The organism is Pseudoflavonifractor sp. SW1122, assembly GCF_012027765.1.
Taxonomy (GTDB): domain Bacteria; phylum Bacillota; class Clostridia; order Oscillospirales; family Oscillospiraceae; genus Enterenecus; species Enterenecus faecium.
Genome location: NZ_SJOS01000003.1, coordinates 38,393 through 65,149, shown reverse-complemented (window position 1 = coordinate 65,149; position 26,757 = coordinate 38,393). Strand labels below are relative to the sequence as shown.

The 26,757-nt window shown below is 46.7% G+C and carries 22 protein-coding genes; 3 read left to right on the top strand and 19 right to left on the bottom strand.

Annotation, left to right across the window (positions count from 1 at the left end; all coding sequences use genetic code 11):
* The first annotated feature begins 351 nt into the window (after positions 1-351).
* From E0L15_RS01570 to galE, 3 genes are read left to right on the top strand one after another with little or no spacing between them, the layout of a single operon-like run.
* Complete coding sequence (locus E0L15_RS01570; protein WP_087371793.1) at positions 352-1,014, top strand: UDP-N-acetylglucosamine pyrophosphorylase; 663 nt, start codon at positions 352-354, stop codon at positions 1,012-1,014.
* 32 nt (positions 1,015-1,046) lie between these two features.
* Positions 1,047-2,411 carry a phosphoglucosamine mutase gene (glmM, locus tag E0L15_RS01565; RefSeq protein WP_168124321.1) on the top strand — a complete coding sequence of 455 codons (1,365 nt, stop codon included), beginning with the start codon at positions 1,047-1,049 and terminating at the stop codon, positions 2,409-2,411.
* Between the two features lie 40 nt (positions 2,412-2,451).
* Complete coding sequence (gene galE, locus E0L15_RS01560) at positions 2,452-3,471, top strand: UDP-glucose 4-epimerase GalE (protein ID WP_168124320.1); 1,020 nt, start codon at positions 2,452-2,454, stop codon at positions 3,469-3,471.
* Positions 3,472-3,550: 79 nt separating this feature from the next.
* Here galE and E0L15_RS01555 read toward each other — a convergent pair whose 3' ends face one another.
* The 19 genes from E0L15_RS01555 to E0L15_RS01460 all read right to left on the bottom strand — a co-directional run bounded on the left by E0L15_RS01555 (position 3,551) and on the right by E0L15_RS01460 (position 26,753).
* On the bottom strand, positions 3,551-7,480 hold the full coding sequence (locus E0L15_RS01555; RefSeq protein WP_168124319.1) for a LamG-like jellyroll fold domain-containing protein: 3,930 nt from the start codon (positions 7,478-7,480) through the stop codon (positions 3,551-3,553).
* Between the two features lie 650 nt (positions 7,481-8,130).
* Positions 8,131-9,843, bottom strand: coding sequence for a nucleoside-diphosphate sugar epimerase/dehydratase (locus E0L15_RS01545; protein ID WP_347565962.1), 1,713 nt, complete (start codon positions 9,841-9,843; stop codon positions 8,131-8,133).
* A gap of 315 nt (positions 9,844-10,158) precedes the next feature.
* Entirely contained in the window at positions 10,159-11,250 is a 1,092-nt protein-coding gene (locus E0L15_RS01540; RefSeq protein WP_168124317.1) for a hypothetical protein, read from the bottom strand.
* A gap of 52 nt (positions 11,251-11,302) precedes the next feature.
* The gene (locus E0L15_RS01535) at positions 11,303-12,004 is read right to left on the bottom strand and encodes a CpsD/CapB family tyrosine-protein kinase (protein WP_168124316.1); all 702 of its coding nucleotides are present in this window, start codon (positions 12,002-12,004) and stop codon (positions 11,303-11,305) included.
* Positions 12,005-12,016: 12 nt separating this feature from the next.
* Positions 12,017-12,772, bottom strand: a complete 756-nt coding sequence (locus E0L15_RS01530) for a Wzz/FepE/Etk N-terminal domain-containing protein (protein ID WP_168124315.1) — start codon at positions 12,770-12,772, stop codon at positions 12,017-12,019.
* A gap of 15 nt (positions 12,773-12,787) precedes the next feature.
* Positions 12,788-13,792 (bottom strand): LCP family protein, encoded by a 1,005-nt coding sequence (locus E0L15_RS01525; RefSeq protein ID WP_168124314.1) that lies wholly within the window; start codon positions 13,790-13,792, stop codon positions 12,788-12,790.
* A 17-nt stretch (positions 13,793-13,809) separates the two neighbouring features.
* Positions 13,810-14,550 carry a CpsB/CapC family capsule biosynthesis tyrosine phosphatase gene (locus E0L15_RS01520; RefSeq protein ID WP_168124313.1) on the bottom strand — a complete coding sequence of 247 codons (741 nt, stop codon included), beginning with the start codon at positions 14,548-14,550 and terminating at the stop codon, positions 13,810-13,812.
* Positions 14,551-14,764: 214 nt separating this feature from the next.
* Positions 14,765-15,643 carry a nitroreductase family protein gene (locus E0L15_RS01515; protein ID WP_168124312.1) on the bottom strand — a complete coding sequence of 293 codons (879 nt, stop codon included), beginning with the start codon at positions 15,641-15,643 and terminating at the stop codon, positions 14,765-14,767.
* A gap of 68 nt (positions 15,644-15,711) precedes the next feature.
* Complete coding sequence (locus E0L15_RS01510) at positions 15,712-16,746, bottom strand: polysaccharide pyruvyl transferase family protein (protein ID WP_168124311.1); 1,035 nt, start codon at positions 16,744-16,746, stop codon at positions 15,712-15,714.
* 130 nt (positions 16,747-16,876) lie between these two features.
* Entirely contained in the window at positions 16,877-17,641 is a 765-nt protein-coding gene (locus E0L15_RS01505) for a beta-1,6-N-acetylglucosaminyltransferase (RefSeq protein WP_168124310.1), read from the bottom strand.
* A 1-nt stretch (position 17,642) separates the two neighbouring features.
* A complete protein-coding gene (locus E0L15_RS01500) occupies positions 17,643-19,169 on the bottom strand; it encodes an oligosaccharide flippase family protein (RefSeq protein ID WP_168124309.1) in 1,527 nt (508 codons plus the stop codon).
* Between the two features lie 22 nt (positions 19,170-19,191).
* A complete protein-coding gene (locus tag E0L15_RS01495) occupies positions 19,192-20,154 on the bottom strand; it encodes a glycosyltransferase family 2 protein (RefSeq protein WP_168124308.1) in 963 nt (320 codons plus the stop codon).
* 1 nt (position 20,155) lies between these two features.
* Entirely contained in the window at positions 20,156-21,700 is a 1,545-nt protein-coding gene (locus E0L15_RS01490) for a DUF1919 domain-containing protein (RefSeq protein WP_168124307.1), read from the bottom strand.
* 51 nt (positions 21,701-21,751) lie between these two features.
* A complete protein-coding gene (locus E0L15_RS01485; protein ID WP_168124306.1) occupies positions 21,752-22,375 on the bottom strand; it encodes a DUF1919 domain-containing protein in 624 nt (207 codons plus the stop codon).
* Between the two features lie 39 nt (positions 22,376-22,414).
* On the bottom strand, positions 22,415-23,413 hold the full coding sequence (locus tag E0L15_RS01480) for a glycosyltransferase (protein ID WP_168124305.1): 999 nt from the start codon (positions 23,411-23,413) through the stop codon (positions 22,415-22,417).
* A complete protein-coding gene (locus E0L15_RS01475; RefSeq protein WP_168124304.1) occupies positions 23,403-24,521 on the bottom strand; it encodes a hypothetical protein in 1,119 nt (372 codons plus the stop codon). The genes E0L15_RS01480 and E0L15_RS01475 overlap by 11 nt, the downstream gene beginning before the upstream one ends.
* A gap of 25 nt (positions 24,522-24,546) precedes the next feature.
* The gene (locus E0L15_RS01470; protein WP_168124303.1) at positions 24,547-25,422 is read right to left on the bottom strand and encodes a glycosyltransferase family A protein; all 876 of its coding nucleotides are present in this window, start codon (positions 25,420-25,422) and stop codon (positions 24,547-24,549) included.
* Between the two features lie 22 nt (positions 25,423-25,444).
* Entirely contained in the window at positions 25,445-25,996 is a 552-nt protein-coding gene (locus E0L15_RS01465; protein WP_347565961.1) for a DapH/DapD/GlmU-related protein, read from the bottom strand.
* Positions 25,986-26,753 carry a glycosyltransferase gene (locus tag E0L15_RS01460; RefSeq protein WP_347565963.1) on the bottom strand — a complete coding sequence of 256 codons (768 nt, stop codon included), beginning with the start codon at positions 26,751-26,753 and terminating at the stop codon, positions 25,986-25,988. The genes E0L15_RS01465 and E0L15_RS01460 overlap by 11 nt, the downstream gene beginning before the upstream one ends.
* Positions 26,754-26,757: the final 4 nt, after the last annotated feature.

Sequence of the window (26,757 nt, the reverse complement as noted above, 5' to 3'; positions counted from 1 at the left end):
TCAATATTCAATTATTTGCCCATTCCCCTTATTTGTAATATACCACTAATATACCACAGCTTTCGTCTGTTTTTTTATGCACATCGACAGATTTTTTCAACATTCACCAGATACACGCCTCATTTTTCTCTTCTTATTTTTTCAGCGCAGTCTACTCTAGCTACATAGATTACCGCTACACTTTTTTACCTGACAAATACCGCTACAGCTGAGCCGAAGTGTCTCATCCGGCAATTCGACAGTTTCACACGTTATGTTTGGAAAGAAATTCAATAGAATCAGTGATTGAAAACTTCATGGATTTCCTCTATATTAATAAGATGTAAAGAAGTAGAATTGGAGGTACATTTCATGGATGTAAAAATTCAAGACCTATTTGACCTCTCGCATACCGTTGCCGCCGATTATCTGCGGCAATTCGAATATCCCTGGGAGGCACTGGAGGGAATCTCCCAGCTGATTCTCTCCCTGGGCAGCACTCTGTCCCCGGAGGAATACGATCAGCCTCAGCCCCAGGTATGGGTACACCGCACCGCCAAGGTGATGCCTTCCGCCTACCTGGGCTCCCCCTGCATCATCGGCCCCAACACCGAGGTGCGCCACGGCGCTTTCATCCGGGGCTCCGCTCTGGTTGGCGAAGGCTGCGTGGTGGGCAACTCCGTGGAACTGAAAAACGTCATTCTCTTTGACAGCGTTCAGGTGCCCCACTACAACTACGTGGGCGACTCCATTCTGGGCTATAAGAGCCACATGGGTGCTGGCTCCATCACCTCCAACGTGAAGTCCGACAAGACCCCAGTGGTCATCAAGGGAGATGAGCTGCTGGAGACTGGCCGAAAAAAGGTAGGCGCCATGTTGGGCGACTATGTGGAGGTGGGCTGCAACTCTGTGCTCAATCCCGGCACCATTCTGGGCCGCCACACCAGCGTCTACCCCACCAGCTGCGTCCGGGGCGTTATCCCCCAGGGCAGTATCTATAAGGACAAGGACCACATCACCCAGCGTCAGGGTTGATGCATTCCAATAAAGAAAGCGAGGATAATCTCATGGGAAGATATTTTGGAACCGACGGTTTCCGCGGTAAGGCCGGCGTAGGCCTCACTGCCGACCACGCCTATCAGATTGGCCGTTTCCTGGGCTACTACTATGGTCGGGGCCATCGTGCCACCATCGTGGTGGGCAAGGACACCCGCCGTTCCAGCTATGTGCTGGAGTATGCCATCAGCGCTGGTATGGCCGCCTCCGGGGCAGATGTTCACCTGCTGCACGTCACCACCACCCCCTCTGTGTCCTACATGGCTCGCAACGGCGCTTACGACTGCGGCGTGATGATCAGCGCCTCCCACAACCCCTTCTATGACAACGGCATCAAGCTCATCAATGGAGACGGCGAGAAGATGGACGAGGGTGTCATCTCTCTGGTAGAGGACTATTTGGACGGTAAGCTGATGCTGGATGGTGAGATCCTGGAGCAGCTGCCCATGGCCAGCGGCGATGCCATCGGCTGCATCATTGACGATGTGGCTGGCCGAGAGCAGTACGCCCAATACCTCATCTCCCTGGTCCAACACTCCTTCCAGGGCAAGCGCGTGGCTCTGGACTGCGCCAACGGCAGCGCCTGGAAACTTGCCCCCCAGATTTTCGAGGCTCTGGGCGCTGAGGTACACACCATCCACGCCAATCCCGATGGACTGAACATCAATATGGATGCAGGCTCCACCCATATCGGCGCACTCCAGCGCTACGTGGTGGAAAACCACATGGATGTGGGCTTTGCCTTTGACGGCGATGCTGACCGCTGCCTGGCCGTGGATGAGAACGGCAATGTGGTCACCGGTGACCACATTATGTACCTCTATGGCTGCTACCTCAAGAGCCTGGGACAGTTGGCCAACAACACCGTCGTCACCACCGTCATGTCCAACTTTGGTCTGTACAAAGCCCTGGACGAGGTGGGCATCTCCTATGAGAAGACCGCCGTGGGCGACAAGTACGTCTATGAGAATATGGTCAAGAATGGCCACTGCCTGGGTGGCGAGCAGTCCGGCCACATCATCTTTAGCCAGCACGCCCGCACTGGCGACGGCATTCTCACCGCTCTGATGATCATGGAGGCCATGCTGGCCCAGGGCAAAACTCTGACCCAATTGGCCGCTCCGGTTACCATCTATCCCCAGGTACTGATCAATGTCCGGGTCCACGATAAGAAAACCGCCCAGGATGACGCCGACGTACAGGCTGCGGTGGATGCCGTGGCCAATACCTTGGGCGATACCGGCCGCATTCTGGTGCGCGAGTCCGGCACCGAGCCTCTCATTCGGGTCATGGTGGAGGCCCCTGACCACGATCAGTGCCAGGCTCTGGCCCAGCAAGTGGTGGATGTGGTCATTGCCAAGGGCCACGCAGTGTAAGTTTCCGTTTTCACCAATATTCAAAGGAGGGCATACAATCATGTCAATTCTCGTCAGCGGCGGCGCCGGGTATATCGGCAGCCATACTTGTGTGGAGCTCATTCAGGCCGGCCACGACATTGTCGTCGTGGACAATTTCGTCAACTCCTGCCCCGAGGCTATTCACCGCGTGGAGCAGATCACTGGCACCACCATTCCCTTTGTGGAGGCAGACCTGTGTGATGCAGCCGCCGTGGAGCAGATCTTCAACCAGTACCCCGACATTGATTCGGTCATCCACTTCGCCGGTCTCAAGGCCGTGGGTGAGAGCGTTGCCAAGCCCCTGGAATACTACACCAACAACCTCACCAGCACCCTGGTGCTGCTCAACGCCATGCGGGCCCACAACGTGAAGAACTTTGTATTCTCCTCCTCCGCCACCGTGTACGGCGATCCCGCCACGGTGCCCATCCGTGAGGACTTCCCCACCGGCGGCACCACCAATCCCTATGGTACCACCAAGCTGTTCATCGAGAAGATTCTCATGGACTACTGCAAGGCCGATCCCACCCTGAACGTGGCTCTGTTGCGCTACTTCAACCCCATCGGCGCCCATGAAAGTGGTCTCATCGGCGAGGACCCCAACGGCATCCCCAACAACCTGGTGCCCTACATCGCCCAGGTAGCCGTGGGCAAGCTGGAGAAGCTCCACGTCTTTGGTGGAGACTACCCCACCCCCGATGGCACCGGCGTCCGGGATTACATCCATGTGGTGGATTTGGCCCGGGGCCATGTGGCTGCCATTAAAAAGGTATCCCAGAACTGCGGCCTCTTTGTGTGCAACCTGGGTACCGGCAAGGGCTACAGCGTGCTGGACATTCTCCACGCCTATGAGAAGGCCTGCGGCAAGGAACTGCCCTACGTCATGGACCCCCGTCGCCCCGGCGACATTGCCGCCTGCTACGCAGACCCCCAGAAGGCCTGGGACGAGATGGGCTGGAAAGCCCAGTACGGCATTGAAGAGATGTGCGCTTCCTCCTGGAAGTGGCAGTCCCAAAACCCCAACGGATATAAGGCTTAATTCCACTTATAAATCACAACCGGAGAGGCCAGCCCAAACGGGCTGGCCTCTCCGGTTGTTTCTATTATTTTCTGTATGTTCAGTTTCTACGCTTGCGCACGGCCACAGCAGCCCCTGCCAGCAAGCTCACAGCGGTGGCCAAAGCGGCCACATACCACATCAGGTGAGCGGAATCACCAGTCTGGGGCACACTGCTGGGCTTCTCTGTGACCTGGGGCTTCTGGGTCGCCTCAGGCTGTTTGGAGGCATCCGGCTTATCACTGGGCTCCGACGCTCCCTGGGCCGTGAGTCCGTCCATGGCATTGCTGAGCTGGGCTACCGCCTGCTCCACCACGCTTTGATCGTCCTCGCTGAGGCTCTCATCCGCCATCACTGCCTGGGCATTGGCCAGAGCCGTGCGGAAGGTGGCCACAGACTCGGCGGTATAGCCCTCTAGGTTGATGTCCTCAGCCTTGTTGATGAGGTCTTCCAGAATGGTCTTGTCGGCCTTGAAGCGCTGGGCCAGAATGGCATTCAGCAGGGCCTCTGCGGCGGGCTGGACATCTTCGTCCATGGCGTCGCCGTCCGCGGCCACATCCTTGGCAGCGGACAAAGCGTCCACCAGCTGCTGCCAGTTGGTCTCCACATACTTGTCGGCCTCAGCCATCATGTCATCGGCCTTGGTGATGAGCTGCTCCAGCAGGGTCTTGTCGCCCTGGGTGAGGCCCAGAACCCAAATGCCCTCCAGCAAGTTGTCCCAAGCGGCATTCACCTGCTCCTGGGTGGCATTGGTGTCGGCCATCACGGTCTTGGCCTCGGCCAGCGCCTTCTGGAAAGCAACCACAGCGGAGTCGGTGACACCGGTGGTGTCCAGCGTCTCAGCGTAGACGATGGTCTTCTCCAACAGAGTCTTGTCCACATCGCCGGGCTGGCTATCCTGGGCAAACACAGCAGTTACAGTCACCGCCTGCTCCGGCATCAGGAAGGCGTTGTTGGAAACAGTAACATCGTCACTCTTCCACTCCACAAAGTGCCAGCCCTGGGCAGCCTGGGCCGTCAGGGTGACGGTAGTACCAGCCGTGGCAGTCTCTACAGAGGCAGAGGCGGTGCCTTGGCCCTGGGTGTTTACAGTCACGGTGTAGGTCTCAGGCTGAGGTGCCATCACCTTCATCACCACAAAGGAGTGCTTGGGAAGCTCCACCACAGGGTTGTCCCCCATGACCATCTGAGTCGTCTCGATGGATACGTTGTCGGGATTCTCCAGGGTATTCTCATCGGCAATGCCCTTAGAGGCCAGGGTCTGAATCTCTACGGTGCGGCCAGACAGATCCATGCCAGGGATATTCAGCTGCACGCTGTAGTCCTTCTCACGGTCCACATTGACCACTGCGATGTACACGTTTCCAGCCTCGTCCTTGCTAGCCAGGGTAGAAATGGCCGTCACACCGTTGGACAGCGTAGGAGCATTCGCCACCTGGGCCTCCACCACCTGATCACCGAAGCCAGCGTTGAGCATCTCAAACACATGGGCAGACGGAGTGGAGAAGAAACGGAACTCACCCTCGCCTGTGGAGGTGTCAGCCCCCTCTTGGGCTACCACCTGAATCACCGCCTGCTGGGTGGGCCCCAGGGAGTCTGCCCCAGAACTATACCAGTCTGCCAGGCAGTGCTTCTGGATATAGGGGCTACCCAGCTTCACATACTCCATCATCACCTTGGCAATGTACAGGGCATGGGTCTGGGATCGCACCTGAGCTTCCGTGTTCCGGAAGATGCCAAACTCGCTGATCACAGGCACCTTTCCCTCCGGCAGCATGTCCACATAGTCCTGCACGTGCTGGATGCCCACATTCTCTGCCTTCTTCATGGCGTTGTCATAGAAGGCATTGGCATCGCTGCCACCAGACACGGTGCCGGAATAGGGGTGGATAGTCATGCCATCGTACCACTCGTTGGCCCCCAGGCTGTTCATGCGATTGATAAAGCCCTTGGATTCAAAGCTGGTATATACGTTGGCCTGGTAGTCTGTGCCCTCCGCCTCATTGATCTTCTGGGTGGTCTCTTTGATGGCCTTGGACACATCAAGGAATCCCTCTCGGTCCACGCTGTAGGTGGCATAGATGTTCTGGCCCTTGGAGGGAATCTTGCCGTGAACGCCATCACCGAACAGGATAGAGCCGTTGGCGTAGTTCACTACACAGTGGGTGTCCTCAGGCCCGGAGTTCTCCAAGCTGTCCACCACAGTCCATTCCGTCAGGTTCCCGTCGGTCCCCACATAGACCCGCACTCCATCATTCATGGCCCGGAAGCTGGGGTCATCTACAATCTCCCCATTTTCATCCAGCATACCGGGGTTGAGGTTGGCATACCGCAAAAAGCGTACCAGATTGGCGCTTCCATCGGACTGAGAGGCCACCTTGTTCCAATTCTCCTCATCCACTGTGTATCTCTGAGTGAACGTGGCGGTTCCGCCCTCGGTGTAGGCCTTCTCTGCTCCACCGGCCACATAATCGGTCCAATAACCCTGGGAAGACGTTCCGTCAGCAGCCTGGCCAAAAGCCTGCTGCATCTCATTTCCAATCTCAAAATAGCGCACGTGATAGGGCTCCGGGTGTCCGTTATCCGCACGCACCTGAGCCCAGTCAATGCCTCCGTTGGGATTGGTACCCACCTCTGCATTCAGGTACTCCACCAGGTCGGCTGCATCCTGCGCATTGCCGCGGCCCAAGCTGTACACATAGACGATCTCGGAGTCCACCTGGTCGGCAAAGTCTGCAATCTCTGCAATGCCAAAGTTGGGCTCAATACCTCCCTGCCCCGGATTATTATAGAAGCCGTGGATCTGGTCCTTGCGGTCTTCTTTCGGTCCCAGGGTGGTTTTCCAGTTGAACAGATTGGAAATGGTTCCACCGGGATAACGGATGGAGCCAAAACCCGCATTCATGTACAGCTGGGTAAACTCCTCTTTCATCTGCATCGTCTCAGAATCAAAGGTACCATAACCATTGAACGCATAGCGGTGATTAATACCAAAAATGGAATCTGCATCAATGACTCGGTTCACCTGGTCCAGGTTGACCGTCAGGTTCAGTGGGACAGCCGCCTGGTATGCCGCTACGGCATTTTGCAGCGTCTCATAAGCCTGCTTCATCTGTTCCAGGGTTGTGGCCTCTGTCGCCGCCGCAATGGCCTGAGCCAGCTCCACGGCACATTCGTGGTCATCGGGCAGAGCATGGCTGTCATAGAGGGCCTGGGCCTCCTCCACAGCAGTCTGCAACTCCGCCCGGTACAGCTCCACAGCCTTATCTTCGTACACTGCCAGGGCCTCTGCATCACTAAGCACCTTTTCGTATACATAGAACTCGTCTACATCTCCCCGCATAGGATGAGGATCCGTGTTGCCTGCGTTTTTATGGGCGCCCAGACGAAGCGTCAGCAACTGATCCACGGTGCTGTCACCCAGCGCTTGCTCACTGTCCAAAACACCGTTGATATAGAACTTTACCTTCTTACTCTCTTGGTCAAAGGTGACCGTGATGTGCTGCCACTCTCCCTTGGACACCGACTTCTGAGAGAGCACATCTTTTCCGTTGATGTACGTGTGGTACTGGCCATTGGAGCGCAGGGTCAACAGAGAACGCCCACTCCCCTCGTGCTGAAGCAGCACGGTAGATGCAGACTCCTTATCCCCTGTAATGGTCTTATCGTACCGATACCACATTGAAAAGGAAACTTGTCCCTTTCCCGTGTTGATGTAATCTTGCAGCTTCAGATAGTTGTCGGTACCCCCTCCAAATCGAAGCACATTCCCAAACACCGGATTTCCGCTGTCCACAACACTCACGCTGTCACCTTCCAGTGTGGCCGTCGTGTGCTCTCCTGCATCACTGGTCAGAGAATCAAAACTCCAGTGATCTTTTAGCTGACTCTCTGGCGCAGCAGCCATGGTACGCACGCCCATCGCATAGGGCATGAGCATACTACATGCCAGCACAGAAGATAGAACGATCTTCCACCCCTTTTGTTTCATAGACTTCTCTCCCTTTCGCATAAATTCATAGTGATAGTATCATGCTATACCCAACACTGTCAACAAACATATTGTGGTATGATGTTCCTCCCTTTGTCAAAATGACAGTAGTCACAGACAAATGAAACGTAAAATACCGCTCCACTGCCTCTATTGGCAGTAGGGCGGTATTTTCTCATATTTTCTTATTTCTATTTCGGAATTTCATTGCGATACATACAAGACACGTTGTCATCACAATACCCGTCCATGCACCCGCTGTGTCGATCCACACGTCCCGAATTTCTCCGCTTCGTCCTGGCACAAACAGTTGAATGGTCTCATCCAGAAAGGCCGTGAGCATACAAAGGCTCAGGCGCTCCATCGTCCCCCTTCCCTTTCCCCTGTGAGGACCTAGCCACAGCTCAAACGTCCACAGAACACCCAGCAGGCCGTACTCAGAGAAGTGGGCCAACTTGCGTAAAATGGTGTGGAATCCCTCCGCCTGAATCCCCAGAGCCGTCAGCCATGGCGTCAAGAACGCCAGAAGCGAGCCGCTCTGTTGGGCAGACTGGGTAGAGGTGCGCATAGAGTTTCCCCATATCAAGAGTGTCGCCACACCGAGGGCCATGCACACTCCCAGCCACATCTTTGGGTGCCGGATATTGAGGTTATGCACGGACAGCCTGCTTCTCATGAGCACCTTCCAGACGCTCCACTGCCTCCCGGTTTACCTCGTCGGGGTCCCGGAAGGTAGGCACCAAGTAGCGCATCAGAGCAATCAGCTCGTCCTTGGGCCGCTGGGCAGATACGAAGTTATCCAGAGAAATCAGTCCGCACATGATATCCCGCTGGGGAATCACCTGCTGCTCCTCCACAAAGATTTTCTCGTTCGCTGTAGTCAATAGGTGCTCACTTTGCATCAACAGTTCCTCATAGAGCTTTTCGCCGGGACGCAGTCCAATCTCCTTGATCTCAATGTCCTTGTACGGCTCCAGTCCAGACAGTCGAATGAGGTTTTCCGCCAGTGTGAGAATCTTCACCGGTTGCCCCATGTCCAGCACAAAAATTTGGCTCTGCTTGGCCATGGCTCCAGCTTCCAACACCAGCATAGCCGCCTCAGGAATGGTCATAAAATATCGGATGATTCGCTTATCCGTGATGGTCACCGGACCACCGTTGGCAATCTGCCGCTTAAAAAGCGGAATCACAGAACCATTGGAGCCCAGAACGTTGCCAAAGCGCACCGCACAGAACTCGGTACTGCCGCCTCGGCGGCTCTGCAAAATCATCTCACAGAACCGCTTGGTAGCCCCCATCAAATTGGTGGGGTTCACAGCTTTATCCGTGGAGATCATGACAAATTTCTTCACGCCATACTTCTCAGCAGCGCGCACCACATGATAAGTACCAAAAATATTGTTCTTGATGGCCTCGTCCGGGCAATCCTCCATCAGGGGCACGTGTTTATGTGCTGCCGCATGGAACACCACATCCGGGCGATACTGCTCAAAAATCTGATAGACACGCTTCTTATCTCGTATGGAACAAATCTCTACATACAAGTCCAATTTGGGCCCATAGGTCCGCTTCAACTCCTGCTGGATGTCGTAAGCATTATTTTCATAGATGTCCAGGATAATAAGCCGCCGGGGATGACAGGTGGCAATCTGTCGGCACAACTCACTGCCGATGGAGCCGCCGCCACCGGTAACCATAACCACCTTTTCCTCCAGGAAGTCGGACACCACAGCCTTGTTCAACTGCACCGGAGAGCGTCCCAGCAGATCTTCCACCTGAACATCCTTCACAGCCGAAAGGCTGACCTCTCCATTGAGCAACTGATAGAGACCAGGAAGTACTCGGAGCCGACAACCCGTCATTTTACAGATATTCAAAATAGCCGCTTTCTCTTCCTGCTGGATGGTAGGAATGGCAAAGAGAATCTGTGTGATATTGTACCGCTTGGCCGCATTCTCAATCTGATCTCGACCGCCCACAATACGTACACCATCCAAATACTTTCCATGCAACTGAGGGTTATCATCAATCACGCAACACAACCGTCCCTGTACCTGGGCACTTGTCCGTAATTCACGCGAGAGCATACGGCCAGACTCTCCTGCCCCGATGAGCATAATTCGCTCCTCGCCCCTATGTCTTTTCCCATAGGAGTGGTGCACCACAGTCCAGAGGCGCAACACACATCGCACTCCAACCAACCCGCACAGCTGAAACACAAAAATCATCACCCAGACACTTTTGGGCAGCGATAAGTTCAAAAACATACAGCACAGGTTAGACAACGCAAACGCCAGTATAACCGACACACACATACGAATGACATCATAGGCATTTACCGTGCGCCAAATGTAATGGTACATCCTTCGCCAGAAAAATACGATTGCAGTGACAATCAACTGCACAATCAGACAAGGTGCCCAGCTACGGACATAGGTCATCGGTATCTGTGACCATTGAAAATCAAACCGTATTAACAGCGCCAAGGCATAGCTGCTCACCATGATCAGTGTATCCACCAACATAATGATGAGAATCTTCCAGGTCATCTTTAATCTCAAGAGTTGCACTCCTCTCTTTGGAATTCTTCGCCCTGATTTTCTATTGACAATATGATCTGTACATAACTGTCCCCGGTTTCACATGCCAGGAAACCGGGGACAGGACGTATCAGTTCATCACTTCTCTACGGGGGTCTTCTTCTTGGTCTTTGCCACGACGAAGAGAATCACAGCAATGACAACCACAGCTCCACCAATCACCCAAGGCAGGATGTTTCCACTCTCCTCAGGCTGAGGCTTCTCTTCCGGCTGCTGCGTCGCCTGGGGCTCCTGACTGGGTTGGGCCCCTTCCTCTGTCTCCACGCGGGTCATCAACATCACAGGAGAGAAAGAAGACAGGGTGATGGTAGCCTTTCCGTCATCCACCGCAACATCCAGCACTTCCACATCAAAGTCCACCACGGCGTTATCAAAATCAGTGTTTACCATCTCAAGCGTGGCATCACAATCCTCAATATCGCCCATAAAGTGCAACGCAACCAGATCGCTGCTCTGATTTACACCATTGAGCTCGAAGGTGACATCCACAGTGTCACCCTCCTGCATCTGCTCCAGCAGAGCAGCACTGGCAGACACATCAAAGACCGCCAGAGGAGAATAGTTGTTCACGCTGGCATAGTCAGGGTTCTCCAAAACTGCCAACTGCTTTTCAATGGCAGCCACAGCCTCCTCGTCTCCATCGGCTTCCGCCTCAGCCTTCTGCCGTTCCAGCTCAGTGCGCTTGGCTTCGATTTTCTGGGCGATCAAAGCTTCCATGGCTCCCTTCACGTCTCCTGGGAACTTGGACAAAAACTCAGTGGTATCCTGAGCATTCACCCCAGTCTGATACACGAGGTTTGTCTTGGCATTGGCTGCATAAGTCAGACCACTCTCAGTCTCCAGACCAGCCTTATCTTTGTAGGCCAGTCCCTCGCCGACTCCTTGGTTACCCAGTTGAGTCAAAGACAGAGGCGTAATCAAAACCACAGGATCAGAGACCTGAGAGAGAATCAAATTTCCGCTCGAAGTGACAGGATATCCCTCGGGAACTTTTCCGCCACCCACAATCGTAGTAATGGTGGGTTGATTCCCACCGATGTTGGCAACACCGCTGGCAGAAATGATCTCCTGCTGAGTCTTGCTGGGAGCCCAAGCTGCAAAGGCCGAAGAAGCTACACTGGCCGCCATGAAAACTCCCAAAGCGGCCCCCATTATTCTGTTCTTACGCATGTAAGTTCCTCCTTACTTTATGTACCATGGTTCATTACTGCTTTGGGGGATTTTACTTGCCCCCGTAATAACCATACTTGTTATAATAGCGTTTGTAATAATAGCGATACGCCTTCCGGTTGGTATTCACACGGTTCAACACGGTCCCCAGCAGAGGCGTAGAGGTCTTTTGCAGCATCTGAATGGAGTTTTCCACCAAACGGCGAGAGGTCACTCCGCTGCGCACGACCAGAACAGTGCCATCGCAATGCGTTGCAATATTTAAGCTGTCCGCCACATTCATGATAGGCGGGGTGTCCACAACGATATAGTCAAAGTTATCCCGGCAATAGGCCATCAGCTTTTCAAAGCGCTCCCCCTCCAGAAGCAAGGAGGGGTTTGCTATATGGGTAGCCACTGGAATGATGAATCCTCCGGACACATCCGTCTGATAAATAATGTCTTCCAACTCTACCTGGCCAGCAAGGTAGTGCACCAGCCCTAAAACCTTGTCATCGCCACCGATGCCATAGCGGGTGCGCATCTCGGAATTACGCAAGTCACAGTCAATGAGCAGCGTTCGATTTCCTACATGCGCCATCTGCTGCCATAGATTCACGGAGACAAAACTTTTTCCCTCATCCGGAGTACTGCTGGTAATCATGATGGCTTTGATTTCTTTTCCGCAAAATCCGAGATTCACACGGAGTTGATTGACAGACTCTGCCACATCAAAGGGAAGCTGTGGCAGCTGATTGATGGTAAGCTGTTTCACGCAATTCCCTCCTTACTTCTTTTGCTTCAACCGCTTGTTGAAGGCACCCAAATCGGCCTCAGGAATGGATGCCAGCGGCTGAATTCCAAATCGACGTGCCAAGTCATCGGCTGTAACAAATGTGTCGTTCACCAAGAATCGAATCAAAATCACTGCACAACAAATCACAATGCCTGCCGCCACACCAAGGAACACATTGCGGGCATAATTGGGGCTGGAGGCCCCACCGGGAATGACGGCCCGCTCTACCACATTGGGCTCATCGCATTCCATAACCCGGGGCAAGTAGACGACCGCTTGGTCCGCCAGCTCGTTAGCAATATCGCAACTTAATTTTGGATCACTGCTGGTAACTGTCACTCTCAAGATTCGGGTATCTGTTGGATTGCTCACAGAAATCATTCTCTTGAGCGCACCATAGCCCATATTTAAATCCAAGGAGTCAATCACATCTTCCAATAGCGGGCGACTAACCATCAACTGCTGGTAGTCTGAGGTCAACTGGCTTCCCAATTGTAGATCCGAAATGCTAATCATAGATCCCGCAGAAGCGGACACCATATACAGCTTCGCTTCCGCCTGGTATAGCGGGGTCACTAAAAAACGGGTATAACCAAATGCTAACAAACCGCCTAAGATGGCACACAGTATGATTTGAATGGCATGTCCCCAGAATAGGTAGAAAATCTCTACCAGATCAATTTCTCCTCCGTCATCCACCACTGCCTGATTCAGCTGCGGTGCATTTACGGTCTCTTTATGCTCCATATCTACACTCCTTTTCTATTCATCTACTTTGGACGTCGGTTCATAAAACAGCTGTATCATCACCTGTTTTAGACTGTCCTCATCGAGCTGATATGCCGTAGAGCCTTGCTCATCCAAGTAACTCTCTCCGTCAATGGCAAGTGGTTCTAATTTTGTATATTCTTCTAAGCGGTCCATCAATTTCAACCATTGGTCATTCATATCTGTGACCATATAATCGTCCACTGCCTGGAACGTTTTTACGGCAACATCTGTACTGAGCCCCGCTAACTTCGAATACAATGCGTTTAGGTATTGTTCCTGCCGAGCCATACGAGATAGATTGGTCTCATCTCCTACACCTTGACGTCCTCGTATATACGTCAAAGCCTGGGTTCCAGTTAAGGTCACGGTCTGCTCCTTTACGAGGGATGGGTCCAGCTGGGAAAAGTCATCTAATACCGTGACTTCTACCCCGCCCACCTGATCATTGATAATCGAAATGGCATCCATATTCAATGCCACATATCCTTGAATGGTCTGGTTTTGAAGCATTCTAGACACTGCAGTCACATTGTTCTCGCAACTTGTCTCCAAACCATCTCCGTAGGAGTGAGCCAAGGCAATTTGCTGGTATTCTGTACCCACCTCTTTCCCGTTCACGCCTAGGACAGGTACCTCGACCATGCTATCTCGGTTGATTTGAAGCACCTGCCAAGTGCGATTGAAACGGTCAACCACAAGCAGCAATTGTACATCTGCCTGCCCTCCGCCAATGTAGCTTTTGCTGCCCTTGGCTGGCCCCTCCACATCAACGCCCATAAACAGGTACGATTCAATTCCCTCTCGTGCTACATAAGTAGTTCCCTGATACTCCAGGGCCTTATGGTTGCTCTCGTCTGCCGGTGTTGTTTGCATCTGCTGATACTCTTGCCACCTCTGTAGTGCCAATATTCCCAAACCTATTAGAGCAAATGAGACCACTACGACAATGACAGCTCGTAATTTATCTTTCCGCGAAATTCTTTGGCGTGTCTTCATATCTCAGCCTCCTAGCTTTATCCTCCAGTTGGTTGTGTGAAACGAAGCGCCGTTTCGTCTATACGGGTCAGAATGTCTACTCCAAGCTTTTTGCTTACTACAAGGCGGGCTTTCTCCAATCTGGGTGGACGTGAAGTCAAGTTATGGCAGTCACTGGCCAGCAAGGGGTATTGCGTGCTGTTTAACAACTCCAAGGCCACTTTTCGACTTCTCCAGTGGATCAGGGAATCTGCATTGATTTGGAGCGCAAGGGGTAAGGACATCAGCCGCTCCATATCATTCCAGTAACTGCGCATATGGGAAAAACGCTCTGGATGGGCCAGAATCACCTGATAGCCTCGATCCAAACTGAGGCTGGCCACTTCCTCCACTTGCTGTGGGGTCCATTGGGTATATGAGAGTTCCAACAGCAGCGTCCGAGTACCGCCCAAGCACAGCTGTTCCAACTTCGGACACTGAGAAATGCCAGGAAAATAGGCTACCTCAGCCCCTAAGCGGATAGAGGGATACTCCTCCACCCCCGCTTCTCCCAGTGCATCGCCCAGCGCAAATACCGCTTGGCGCCTACGCTGCAGAAACTGCTCAACACGTTCTTGATGAGCATAATAGTGAGAGGTGGCACACACTGTGTGTACCCCCTGTTCCCAGAGGAGGTGCAGCAGCGCTATCGAGGTATTCACATCCTGACTTCCATCATCCATTTTTGGCAAAATATGAGTATGCAGGTCCGTTATTGGATTAATTTCAATCTTTTTCATAGAGTTGTCACCTATATAAAACCCTACTTTCCCATGCCTATCCATACAACCTCCACGAACCGAAAGTGTATCATAGTTCGTGTCTTTTTTCAATTCGAAAAATATACCTGTTCTATTTATTCTCTAACGACTGATTTATACAAATTTTTTAATGTAGGATTTTATTGTCCCTCAAAACAACTTCTACAAAAGTATCCGCCGAACTAGTCTTGCATCACACCACATGTAAAATATCGTGTAACTCTCTCTTCGCAGAGACCGCCACCCGATACTCTGGTTGCACAGGGTACCCCGCCATAATAAGTGATACAACCTTATGAGACCGTGATATTCCTAAAATATCTATTAGCTTGTCATCATTTGTAGGCTCAGAACCCCAAATAATCGGGCACGATACCATTCCCACAGCTTCTAAGGCATACAGCATATTCATCACAAAAATGCCACCATCAACAAATACTGTGTTCCTCTCATATTCTCCTTGATATAAATTCAAATTACCTGCAATTGCAAAAATGACTCCTGGTGTTCCAAACCCTCTTACTCCACCATGCATCTCCATAATCTGTCCTATTTTATCTTTGTCAACACACGCATACACATGCACCGACTGACGATTACACGCACTTGGAGCAGTTTGGGCAATTTCCACTGCACGCCTAATATCGTTAATATCAATCTCTCGGTCTGAATAATACCTAACACTATGTCTACTTTTTGCAATAGTTTCGAAATCGGTCTTATCCTTTGCCTGGACATACATAACACCCGAAGCAATGTCGTCTTCAGTGCTATTTCTCATGTATTTCTCAGGCAGGAAAGTAATTTCATATCCGTTTCTAGTATTAAATTTCAAATATTCGTGTATCACAGAATTCGCAAGTTTAAGCGCTTGTGGGTCCTTGATTTCCGCCTTACTTCCATACGCTTCGCATAATTCAATCAGTCTGGTTATCTTGGCCTTTCCAAATCCTAGTCTGCAGTCTGGTAAAGACATCGCCTTCTCGATCGTATGTGATAAAATGCGAATTTCTGTCGCCATAGCTTCTCGATTTTCTTCACTCATACAGGAATAGTGAAGATAGTTTTTCATGTCATATCGGTACAAAAAATTTAGGTATCTCGTTTGTTCAATGCCTAAACACCGATATACAGTTTGTTTTATTTTTCCAAGCATTTTAATGCACCTTCTAACTTCTGCAGTGAAGTACTGCGAAATTCCTTCACTCTGATTTCAAATTTCTCGCTATCGAAGGGTCTTTCCATAACCTCAAAGAACATTTCTTTTGTACACTCAGATTCGATCAAGTGCTCATCCTGATGTAACCGTTCCACAACATCCTTAACTTTTTCTCTGAGCGGAAGAATACAGCATTTCTTATGATTAAGTAACGTAAAAATGGCACCATGAAATGTGGTGGTAAATACATACTCAGCCCCTGCAAGCACCTCAGAGAACTGTAGGGGGGAGCACTCTACCACCTGATCCGCCCAAGGATGCCAAAAAAATACAGAGACAACCTTAAGATTTTTTTTTCGTGCAAACGCCTGAATTATATCTATGACTGGCTGGTCAACGCCGTACGTATACACAGCAATGTACTTATCCCTTGGTCGTCGCACAGCCTTTTTCATATATTCTAATGGTAGCAAGATAGTTGGATCACAGACATATTCACATTCATATCCTGTCAAATCCTTTACCAGCCGATGCGTCCGTTCATCTCTAACCATGATTTTCTCATATTTCTGAATGTTAGCGCCAAATTCCGGATGATTATCGATAGTTGTATCACTCACCGCGCCTGCGCTTACAGCGTATGCAATTCGAGTAATATTCTCAACATGTCCACCATAAAACAGTTCATTGCAGAAATATGGATTATCTAAGTTCCAGATTTCGTCACTTCCGTAAATCAAACAATCTAGATTGGCATTGGGAATATCATCTTTATAGAGCAAGTTCAGTTTTTTTACATCTGATATGAAATGCCCCGTTCTTTTTAATCTAAGAAATATTTGTCGCTTTGGATTTAACTTCAATGCACATTCCTTGGCGGACTTCATGGTAGGTACATTCTGGACCATAAAAACCTCATGTCCCATGTTTTCCAATGACTTTTTCAGCGCATATGCCTGCAGGTAGGATCCAAGGTTCGTTGTCGACTCATATACGGTTACGATCCCTATTCTCATTTTCCTTGTCACGCCTTTCCTGATTTTTGTTTAGAAGATAATTTTCCAACTCAACCACTATATTGTAATCTGTTTTCTCGTCAAATTTGCGAGCAAACATCCTATCTGAAGCTTTCAAATGTTCATAATCTTACATTGTATATATATGTGGTGAGTCACCTACACGTCTAACCCAATCAATTTCCCTCATGTCATCTGTTTTACCTCCTCCGTTACGATACATGCGCTCCATAAATTTAGAATTTCCTAGCAGAAATTGTTTATAGCACTCATCCGCGCAGGAAGTGGACCAGCACAATTTATGAATCCACTTTTTCCGTTCTACTAGATATCGCACAGCTTCGTGAGTTAAGGAGCACCAGTTATACCCCTTATAAAACTGCATTTTATACTTTCTTATTCGGTCCACCTTCAACTTAGTTTGAAGTATATTTAGTTTAGCCTGAATGCGAATATCTAACCACTTTGGCCACCGAAATATGCTTAAGCGCTGATAATCCCAAAGCGAGTGTTGATCTTCAAAGAAAAGAAACTCTTTATTTTGACTGTTAAAAAAGTTATGGATTTCACCTTGCATCTTCAGGGGTAAATCAACACCAGAAAGAAGATGGTAGTATTCATAATATTGTTGGGAAGCCATTTCAAGCAATTGCATTTCATTATGTACCTGCGATGACTTTCCCCATTTCACATTTAATCGTTTGGGAACGAAATACACTTGTGAATACTGACATACTATTCGAAACTCATCTTTTGAAATTACCCCCGCTTTTCTATCAATGCTCAGATAAATATCATTTCGCGGATCATCCAGCAACTTCATAAGCACTTTTAGTATATTAAAGTTCCCATGAGCCATTATTAAATAGGCATGCTTGCTACCGCTTTCGCGCATACTACCTTCTCCTACTTTTAAATACTTTTTCAATTATTTCTATTGTTTCATTTTTGCCTAAGACCACTAATACCGTCGACGCACTTCCCAATACCAGGCCTACAAATCCGCAAAAAATTAATTGCAGCCATGTATCAGGCATAATTATTATACTAATAATATAATTCATCGCACACAAAAGCGCACAGTTGAGCACGTTTTTTAAAATCACAGGGTAGAAAGTAAACTTATTTATTTCAAGGCACTTTGCCGCATAGATTGGGGTAAATGTTAAGTTCCTCAATATTCCATATGCAGAGCTCACACCTACAATTGCATATACTCCTGCATCCGTAAACTTCAAAAATAAGAATGTAGTAAAAATACTCAACACACCTGTTACTAAAAGTGCAATGGAGTTGTTTCGAATCTTATTTGTGATACTAAAAATACTATATAAGCAATAAATACACCCACTAATAAATACAGTGCCTGCACTGAGAAGCGTAATGTTCCGTAACAAATCTGCATCTGTTCCGGGCACCCACAACGTATAGAACACTTTTGAATACACAAAAAGCAGAGAAAGACAAACACCCGAAATAGACGAAAGTACATTAATTGCGTTTTTAATTGAGTGTAACAGCTTATCCCTATCTCCCTTAGAGTAATATTCCAGAAAAGAAGGGTAAAAGGAATCGGATAGTAAAGCAACCACAGAAGTATATAAAGATGGTAACGTTTTCCCAATAGACACATTACCCGTCATTACACCATTAATAAACACGTTGCTCAACATCAAATCTAGTCCATCAAGGAGTATCTGGCTTAAACGAGTTATGGAGTTCCAGACACCTGCCGAAATCAACTCTTTAATTGCTGACAGAGAAAAGCATGCTCGGTACGGCTTTAACTCGGGGGTATATTGTCGTGTGTAATATACGTTGAAAGCGATACAGTACACTCCGGCTACGGCAGTTGCTATAGACACGTAATATATCCTTTTCTCAGTAAGCAGAGAAAAAAACACCACAATAAGTAATACCCGGATTACGTTAGATTCAAGAGTCCTTAGGGCCCCCTTCCAAATCATGTTTTTGGCATACAGCACAATACCATAAAAGGCTCCTACCAGGTTGATAAGGAAACTTGCAATAATAACCGCAAAAGTCACCCGTGCATCAAACAATAAGTTGTCTGAGATATTGAGCATCTGAATGTTGTATACCAACGGAATTGCTACAGCAACGACCACAATAGCAATCACAACATTAGCAATTAACACAGAACTAAAATATATATTTGCTTTTTTTGTGTCCTTGCGATGTAGCTCAATGATAATAAATCTACTTGCCATGGAATTTATGGCAGCTGTAATGATCGTAATGTAGTTAGTAAAACTATTTGCTAATCCTACTAAACCATATGCCTCTACACCAACCGTTTTTGTAATATAAGGTGTCAAAAAGAAGCTAATGACCAGGCTTACCCCAAATGACAGAATGTTTGCAATCATATTCAGTGTAATGGCTTTTGTATTTCCCTTCATATACTCTCCTATCCATAGCTCATTAACGGCGAATACTCCAGTAAAGCGAATAGATCTCCAGAGCAATCTGTACGTTTAGCCGAGAAATATAGTAAAAAACTTTCATTCTTCCTCGAATCCCATTTTTACACAGTTTTATTGTTCGTCTCAAGTATACAGCAATATCATCTTGGCTCTTTTTATCATCTGCTTGTTTTGCTTCCCTGTACAGAACAAATATTGTAGTAAATAATTGATTCCACTCCAGTGCCTCAACCTTCGAAAAACCCAACATCGAAAGTGTTTTCAAGCGCTCTTCTTTTACCTTCAACACATCATCCATCCTACTGCGATTAAACTGACTATGAATAATACTACCAGGACGCATAACATACCCGTACAAGACGTCTGGAATATATGTAATAGTGAGATCGTTTGGAAACGCCCTTGTGCACCACATCTCATCTTCATGTCGAATTGATTCGAAAGGAATCTTCTCTAGAAGTTTTTTTCGAAATAGCTTAGTACATCCCGAAGCGCACACTCCTCCCCATCGATATAGATATCGAAAAGCTTCTTCAGCCGTATTTGCTTGAACTTCTACTTTCACTTCCATCAGATCCGGAAGTTTGACAACCTCTGGTACCTCCGTATATTGGAACTGTACAATATCTGATGGGTATAGCAATGATACCTCTAGAAGTCTCTCAACCGCTCGCTCATGCAAATAGTCGTCTCCGTCCAACAACAATATATACGGAGCTTTTGCTGCAGCAACACCTGCATTTCTAGCCGAAGACAACCCCCCGTTGACCTTGTGTATAACTGTAATGCGTGAGTCCATCTCGGCATATTGGTCACATAACCGTTGACTTCCATCCGTCGACCCATCATCTACCAGAATAATTTCTATTTCTGGCTCTGTCTGGTCTACTGCCGATTGTACAGATGCAGACATATAATCCTTTACATTATAAATTGGAATCACAATTGACACTTTAGGCATATTATTTCAGTCCATTCAATAGTTCTAAATCATCCAAATATGGTGTAACTATAGGTTGTTCGTCACCGGAAAAACCACGCAATTCTGGCACATAAATTGCACCAGGCACTTTATCGTAGGCAAAGCAAATCTTATTCTTATAGGGCAATGCCATGAACTTCTCTACATCCTCTTTGCTACAGCATTCCCGTTGCGACAGTTTAAACAGAATTCGCTCTTTGTTAATACGTGACTTCCTGCGTTCCCACTTTTCACGAGCTTCTTTCTCAGAGTGATAGTGCATAAAATATACCTCAATGTCTCCCAATTTCCCAACAGGATATGGTTTGACATTCTTTAACTCTGGATAAAAACGGCTGCTCTCCCAAGGAATAAATGTTAGCTGTCTTGATAAGTATTCATCTAAGCTGGCACAAAACTTCACATAGTCATCTCCCAAAAAATACAATCCTATTGTCGGGGTCCGATACTCTAGACCATATTTTTGATAAATAAAACCACCCCAACAGTTATTGGAAATGATCGTAAAGTTTTTATTCCGAAGGCGTATTCTCAGTGTAACGCGCTTTATATCCTTTTGAGCACGATATATCGCTCCCCTCATAATCCTCTCTAAGGCGTATTTAGTCCCATTTATCCCATTAGCATGAGCCAACTTAGCGGCTTCCTGGATGGGAAATGTACCCAATATTCCTGTGATGATCGAAGCCACTGTATTTCTCAAGCATCTCTCATCATATATACTCTTGTTGCAATTGGACTTAACTATTGCCGTAAGCAGTGAGATGTAGTCACGTTTTTCGCTCGAAGAGAGCGCTCCTCTCTGGGACACCAATGTAGCTACATTTTTTTCATTAGCCATTCCTAGCTCACTGAGCAACTTATATTTCAGCAACTTCTCCTGTTCCAAATAATCCTTGGGCTGATTCTGTGTCACCTGTGACTGATGAACCCTATACATCACCAAAACCTCTTCTATGGCTGCCAGTTCATACTCCCTAGATACTTCCACCCACAAAGCATAGTCTTCCATCGCACTAAACGCTTCATTATATTTGCACTTACCTCCAACCACACTTCTGCGCATCATGACCGTAGGGTGTGCAAAGCAATTATTAAAGAGCAAATCAACCTTTAGTTGAGCATTCGTTGCAGAGAAAACTCTCTCTCCATTCTGTGCCCCAAATAAACGAACTCCTGTTGCACACACCGCTACTTTCTGATGTGTATCCATATAGGATACTTGCTTTTCAAAGCGTTCGGGAAGCGAAATATCATCGGAATCCATCCGAGCAACATACTCTCCCGTTGCAAGTTCTAGTCCCCGATTGAGTGTAGCTGCCACACCCATATTCTGCGCATTTATATAAAACCGAATTCTCGAGTCAAAGTAGCTCTTCACAATTTCTTGTGAGTGGTCACTAGAACCATCATCAATAATGATAAACTCGAAATCCGTAAATGTCTGGTTCAATATGCTCTCAATTGCTTCTCTGAGATACTTCTGCGCATTGTAAACCGGCATTAATACACTCACTTTTGGCATAAACTCAACCACCATTTCCTAATAACACACAGTACTTATATATTCCAAATACTACATCCTCTTTAAAGTTCCATCATTTAGCCAGCTAACGTAATCAAATTGATCTATTACCCTTCGCCCAAAAAGATTATCAAAAAGCGTCAGTACTCCTAATCCCTCTGGGTAACCTTTGATACAGAACGCAGAACTAACCCGATGGAACTCTTTCTCCGTAAACGCCACCTTATTTTTGAAAGACAACTTATCAAAACGTTCCATTAATTTAATATCTGTTCCTCCTAAAAATGTCCACATCACAAAAATATTTTCTCTATTAATTCTTCTTTTTCGTCGATTCCATGTGTCATACGCCTCATCGAAAGACTTATAGTGCAAAAAATGTAATTCCAAGTCTCCCAAATTACATATAGGATACTCAACATCTGGGACATAGGACGGATTTTTACATTCAACTAGTTCTTGCGCTAAATAATACTCTAAATTTTCACAAAATCTCAAAAAGTGATCCTCATAGAAGAACAAATTGACCGTTGGCGAACAAAACTGTTGCCCAAGATCATGTGTGATTACTCCCGCATTGCAGTTGTTACACAATATTGTAAATTCTCTATTTCTTAGCCGTCTTCTATTTCTTGGATCAACCCATATTTTTCGAACTAATCGATTCCATCTCAACCCCAATTTTTATTGAACAACGAACTTTTGTCCATTCTTTCATCTCCTGTTTTTTTTATTTGCAACTATGGCGCAAATACACAGAATAAACACAAATTTGTGAGATAGCAGTGTCATTCGAACATCTTTTCTATTACTTTTCCTTAAAACTTTTTGTAACTCATCGTCAAAGCATATCCTCTTAATCGCTCTATACCGCACTCTGAACGACATCTGCGATGTAGTATAGAAATAATTATTTATCGCCCCTATTGCTCCACCCACAAGTTGCTCTACATAAACCTTTTCATAATCTTTACTCTCCACATTCCATACCGCTTCTATAGCCCGCTTAGTAGCTTGTCCTGCCTTTTTTATATGTTCATAGTAATCGGCATGGAATCGATGAACTGCGCTCCCCTCCCACACCAATCGGTTATAAAACCCTTTCTTAATGTAGAACAATTTAGCGGCATAACCCATTAGATAGAGATTAAAGATCCTATCTTCAGAAAACTTTAGAGAAGTTGGAAAGGAAACTTGATGTTTTTCAACCAATGCTCTCTGATATATACATCGGCATGCCGACCCAGCCATCTCCTTAAGCAACATTGGCGTCCAATCTTTTCTCTCTAAAGCACAAGATTTCGGCAACTGTGTAATTGTGTCTGGCTCTGTTCTACCATCGGGAAACACTGTTATTGCATCACACATAACAATCTCTGAATGATTCAATATTGCTACTTTGTACATCTCTTCGTACATCTCAGGTCGAATTGTATCATCTGAGTCTACAAATCCAATATACTCTCCCGTCGCTTCTGCTAGCCCCGTATTTCTCGCCGCACTAACACCTGCATTTTCTTTGTGTATCACACGAATTGCGGGGTATCTCCCAGCATACTCATCACATATTTCACCGCTATCATCTGTTGAGCCATCGTTGACGAGTATCAATTCCCAGTCTGATAGCGACTGTTTCAAGATAGAATCGATACAACTTCGCAAATATTTTGAACTATTATATACAGGGACAATAATAGAAATCTTACATTCCACTATTTTTTTCCTCCAGTGTTCTTACTCTGCCAAGCAACAGTCCCATCATGGCATAAGGTATCGCATTGGCCTGGTTGGCAACTAGGCCAAGCTCCACTGTTTGTTGGAGCCAAATTCCCAAAATTCCAACCATTAATCCAAATACAATACCATCCCTGATCCAAGGACACCCGCGAGCCAAAATATCTCCTGTCTTTATCAGCCAGATGAAATATCCTACAACACCACCACCCACTAACATCGTCACAGCTGAATTATGCCAGTTCGCAGCAGACAAATTTCCATTTCCAAATACAAGATGCTTCATCCAGTCCGTAAAACCTTGATACCATAATTCGTCTCTTCCATTAAAGATTGGTTTATTGAAGGTTTCATAACTCCATAACTCCAGTTTATCAACAATTCCTGCATTACGAATTAAAACAACAAAAATTGCTATAAAAAGCGGAATTAACATAATAACAAGAATTTTCCTTTTGTTTTTAAACCATCTTTGAAATGGTAGGAGTCTAAATATACCCAGAAGTAGTACAATTGCAAATAACACACTTCCTCTGGAATTCAGAACTTCCAATAGCACAAAATACATCGCTGCATACACCAAAAGGCATATCAGAACACGAAAATCGCGCACTCGATTAAATCCTACAATCATGACACAAAAGCTGAAGAATCCAATCATGGCAATGGAATTTTCATTCCAACCGCTAAATACTGTACCGTAGTTATAGATAAGCAAAACCAACATACCTAAAGCACCATATGCCACAGAAACCACCATCATTGGCCCCTCTTCTACTGGCATAAGACCAATCAGCGCCATTAGTATATACATCCAAAGAAAATCCAATGTGTTATGAGCATATAGTACACTTGTAATCAAGGTTGAAAAAAACAGATATGCTATTACTAAAAAAATATCTTTTTTAACATAGCGAACTCGTCTCCGAATAAGTAATTGGTATACTGCTAATGCAAGTACCAATAATTTTGCTTTCCCGTAAACGTCATACGCCTGTCCGATTCCAGAACCATATACCAAGGATAGCAGCCACACCAAAATCATAATGGGGACAATCATCCATTGTTTCAACCCTCTGATTACCATTGCAATCTCCTTTTACCCGCAACTGTTAACTCGAACACTTTTTCTTGTAATACTGAGCTCCCATAACTCCGGGAATGTGCGCTAACATCACCAACCATTTATATTTTCCATGATAACGATAGCCCATATTATGACTAATACATCGAAAAGCCTCATACTGAATAGAGTGTCTAACTCTCTCTTTCCACGTCTTCACTAAATCAATTCGCTGCATATGGAAGATTTGGTATCCAGTCGGATTTTTTAATAATGATGAGTAAATTTGGCTCGTAAGTCCATCTTCTTGGTATTCACATATAGTCAACACTGCCGGAAGCGGGCAAAATGTATATCCCTTTAGCTCAAACCGATCATATAAGACACATTCCCCTAAAAACTTCTCATTTTCTATGACAGGATATAAATTTTTTCTCAGGAGCTCTGTTCTAAAAACGAGAGAAAATTCACCTTGAATCCCATAAGTCGCATTCAGCGCATACAAGCCAACATGTGGCAATTTGTTGCTGACATCTGTGCATAAAGGACGTCCTTGTTCATTTATTTTCATAGCTACAAAGCCACAATCTTGTTCTTTCAGCTGTTTTTCATAGAGCAAAATCGTCTCTATGGCATTCTTTGAAAGCATATCATCAGAATCTACACAAATAAACAATTCCCCATCAGCTATCTGTACCGCAGCATTATGTGCTCGATATTTACCTGAGTTCTTTTGATAGATATATTTCAGAGGAAACTGGCTTTCTCGGCTAATTTCATGTATATACTTCTTCGTATCATCTGTCGACCCATCATCCACAACTATCCACTCAAAATCACAACATGTCTGAGTACGCAGACTATCATATAACCTAGGCAATAGATGACAACGATTATATGTTGGAGTAAACACTGTTATCTTCATAAGTCCACCTCGTACACATTTGCTATCTGATATAGCCACACGACTCTTCTAGTTCCAAACACTGCCGTTGTTTCATGTCCCCAGTAATTTTACCGCGCAATGTGTACTCTTCCCCATATACAGGACATATCTTCATAGCCTTTTTATGTTTTTCCTGAAACGCTTCAATTTTTTGTGTCGGCTTAGCAGGATTTCCTACAGCCACAACCCCATTGGGGACCGATTTGCTTACAACACTTCCCGCGCCAATCACGGAATTACTACCTATTGTCACGCCAGGAAGTACAACACTCCCTGCCCCAATGAATACATTGTCGCCTATGGTAACTCTTCCAATTCTAGCATATCCAATGTGCATACATGTACTGGCATCATGTGCCAAGACTTGGACATGGGGGCCAAATGTTACGTTATTTCCTATTTCAATCAGCCAACAGTGAGATGGGTCTAATTCAAATCCTAGTTGAGGATTAAAGTTCTTCCCTACTTTAAGCCCCATTTTTTTTAATTGTTCTACGGTGTATTCCCCCCGTAGTCGAAATATAATTCTTTTAACAATCGTTCTAATTCCCACGCTTTTCTCTCCCCAGATACTTCAGTCTATCAAAACACTTTACACCAAACACACGGTGAAACGGTCTTGTTAGCACAGAACGTAAAATCATCCCTTTGCTCATCCAACTTTTAGAATACCAATGAACTGACACCGTATTACGCGTCTTATTGAGTTGTCCTGTAGCACTTTCATAAGGGTTGAAATACTCCACCGGATAAATTTCTGCGCCGCAAACGCTCTGCCGTTGCCCATTCAATTCCAACCCCAATGGAACAAGTGCTTGGGTGTTTAGTTGGGGACATATGATACACGGATACGTACCCTCTTCGGTACGTTGTAATTTCATATATTGCTCTACCATTGCTCGCAATGTAATATGATGTGCTTCCGCCCCGAACCCCTGTCCTGTATTTATATTGGTGTTATTTTCAAAGCCGTAAAAGGCTTCATGGTCTAATAAATCATCTGGATTTCTCAGCAACTCCACATCTGTGTCAAAATAAATTCCTCCTTGTTGTTCAACAACAATTAAGCGAACATAATCACTCAAAAACGCCCATTTCCCCTGTTCATAGCAAGACTTTGCATAATCATGTGCCTTAATATCAAAATTATCTTCATTCCATTCAATGATTTGATAGTCAGGACAGTATTTTTTCCAACTAGCTATACATTTTTCAGCCAGTTTGGACTTCTCCCCCCGTCCAAACCAACAATAATGGATTATCTTGGGTATCATTTCACTTGCACCCCTATCACGATAAACACTTTCTATATTA

Bases quoted from the DNA above. Each gene is read 5' to 3' on its own strand.
- E0L15_RS01570 (WP_087371793.1), top strand. From the start codon at position 352: ATGGATGTAAAAATTCAAGACCTATTTGACCTCTCGCATACCGTTGCC.
- glmM (WP_168124321.1), top strand. From the start codon at position 1,047: ATGGGAAGATATTTTGGAACCGACGGTTTCCGCGGTAAGGCCGGCGTA.
- galE (WP_168124320.1), top strand. From the start codon at position 2,452: ATGTCAATTCTCGTCAGCGGCGGCGCCGGGTATATCGGCAGCCATACT.
- E0L15_RS01555 (WP_168124319.1), bottom strand. From the start codon at position 7,480: ATGAAACAAAAGGGGTGGAAGATCGTTCTATCTTCTGTGCTGGCATGT.
- E0L15_RS01545 (WP_347565962.1), bottom strand. From the start codon at position 9,843: ATGTACCATTACATTTGGCGCACGGTAAATGCCTATGATGTCATTCGT.
- E0L15_RS01540 (WP_168124317.1), bottom strand. From the start codon at position 11,250: ATGCGTAAGAACAGAATAATGGGGGCCGCTTTGGGAGTTTTCATGGCG.
- E0L15_RS01530 (WP_168124315.1), bottom strand. From the start codon at position 12,772: ATGGAGCATAAAGAGACCGTAAATGCACCGCAGCTGAATCAGGCAGTG.
- E0L15_RS01525 (WP_168124314.1), bottom strand. From the start codon at position 13,792: ATGAAGACACGCCAAAGAATTTCGCGGAAAGATAAATTACGAGCTGTC.
- E0L15_RS01520 (WP_168124313.1), bottom strand. From the start codon at position 14,550: ATGAAAAAGATTGAAATTAATCCAATAACGGACCTGCATACTCATATT.
- E0L15_RS01515 (WP_168124312.1), bottom strand. From the start codon at position 15,643: ATGAAAAACTATCTTCACTATTCCTGTATGAGTGAAGAAAATCGAGAA.
- E0L15_RS01510 (WP_168124311.1), bottom strand. From the start codon at position 16,746: ATGAGAATAGGGATCGTAACCGTATATGAGTCGACAACGAACCTTGGA.
- E0L15_RS01505 (WP_168124310.1), bottom strand. From the start codon at position 17,641: ATGCGCGAAAGCGGTAGCAAGCATGCCTATTTAATAATGGCTCATGGG.
- E0L15_RS01500 (WP_168124309.1), bottom strand. From the start codon at position 19,169: ATGAAGGGAAATACAAAAGCCATTACACTGAATATGATTGCAAACATT.
- E0L15_RS01495 (WP_168124308.1), bottom strand. From the start codon at position 20,154: ATGCCTAAAGTGTCAATTGTGATTCCAATTTATAATGTAAAGGATTAT.
- E0L15_RS01490 (WP_168124307.1), bottom strand. From the start codon at position 21,700: ATGCCAAAAGTGAGTGTATTAATGCCGGTTTACAATGCGCAGAAGTAT.
- E0L15_RS01475 (WP_168124304.1), bottom strand. From the start codon at position 24,521: ATGGTAATCAGAGGGTTGAAACAATGGATGATTGTCCCCATTATGATT.
- E0L15_RS01470 (WP_168124303.1), bottom strand. From the start codon at position 25,422: ATGAAGATAACAGTGTTTACTCCAACATATAATCGTTGTCATCTATTG.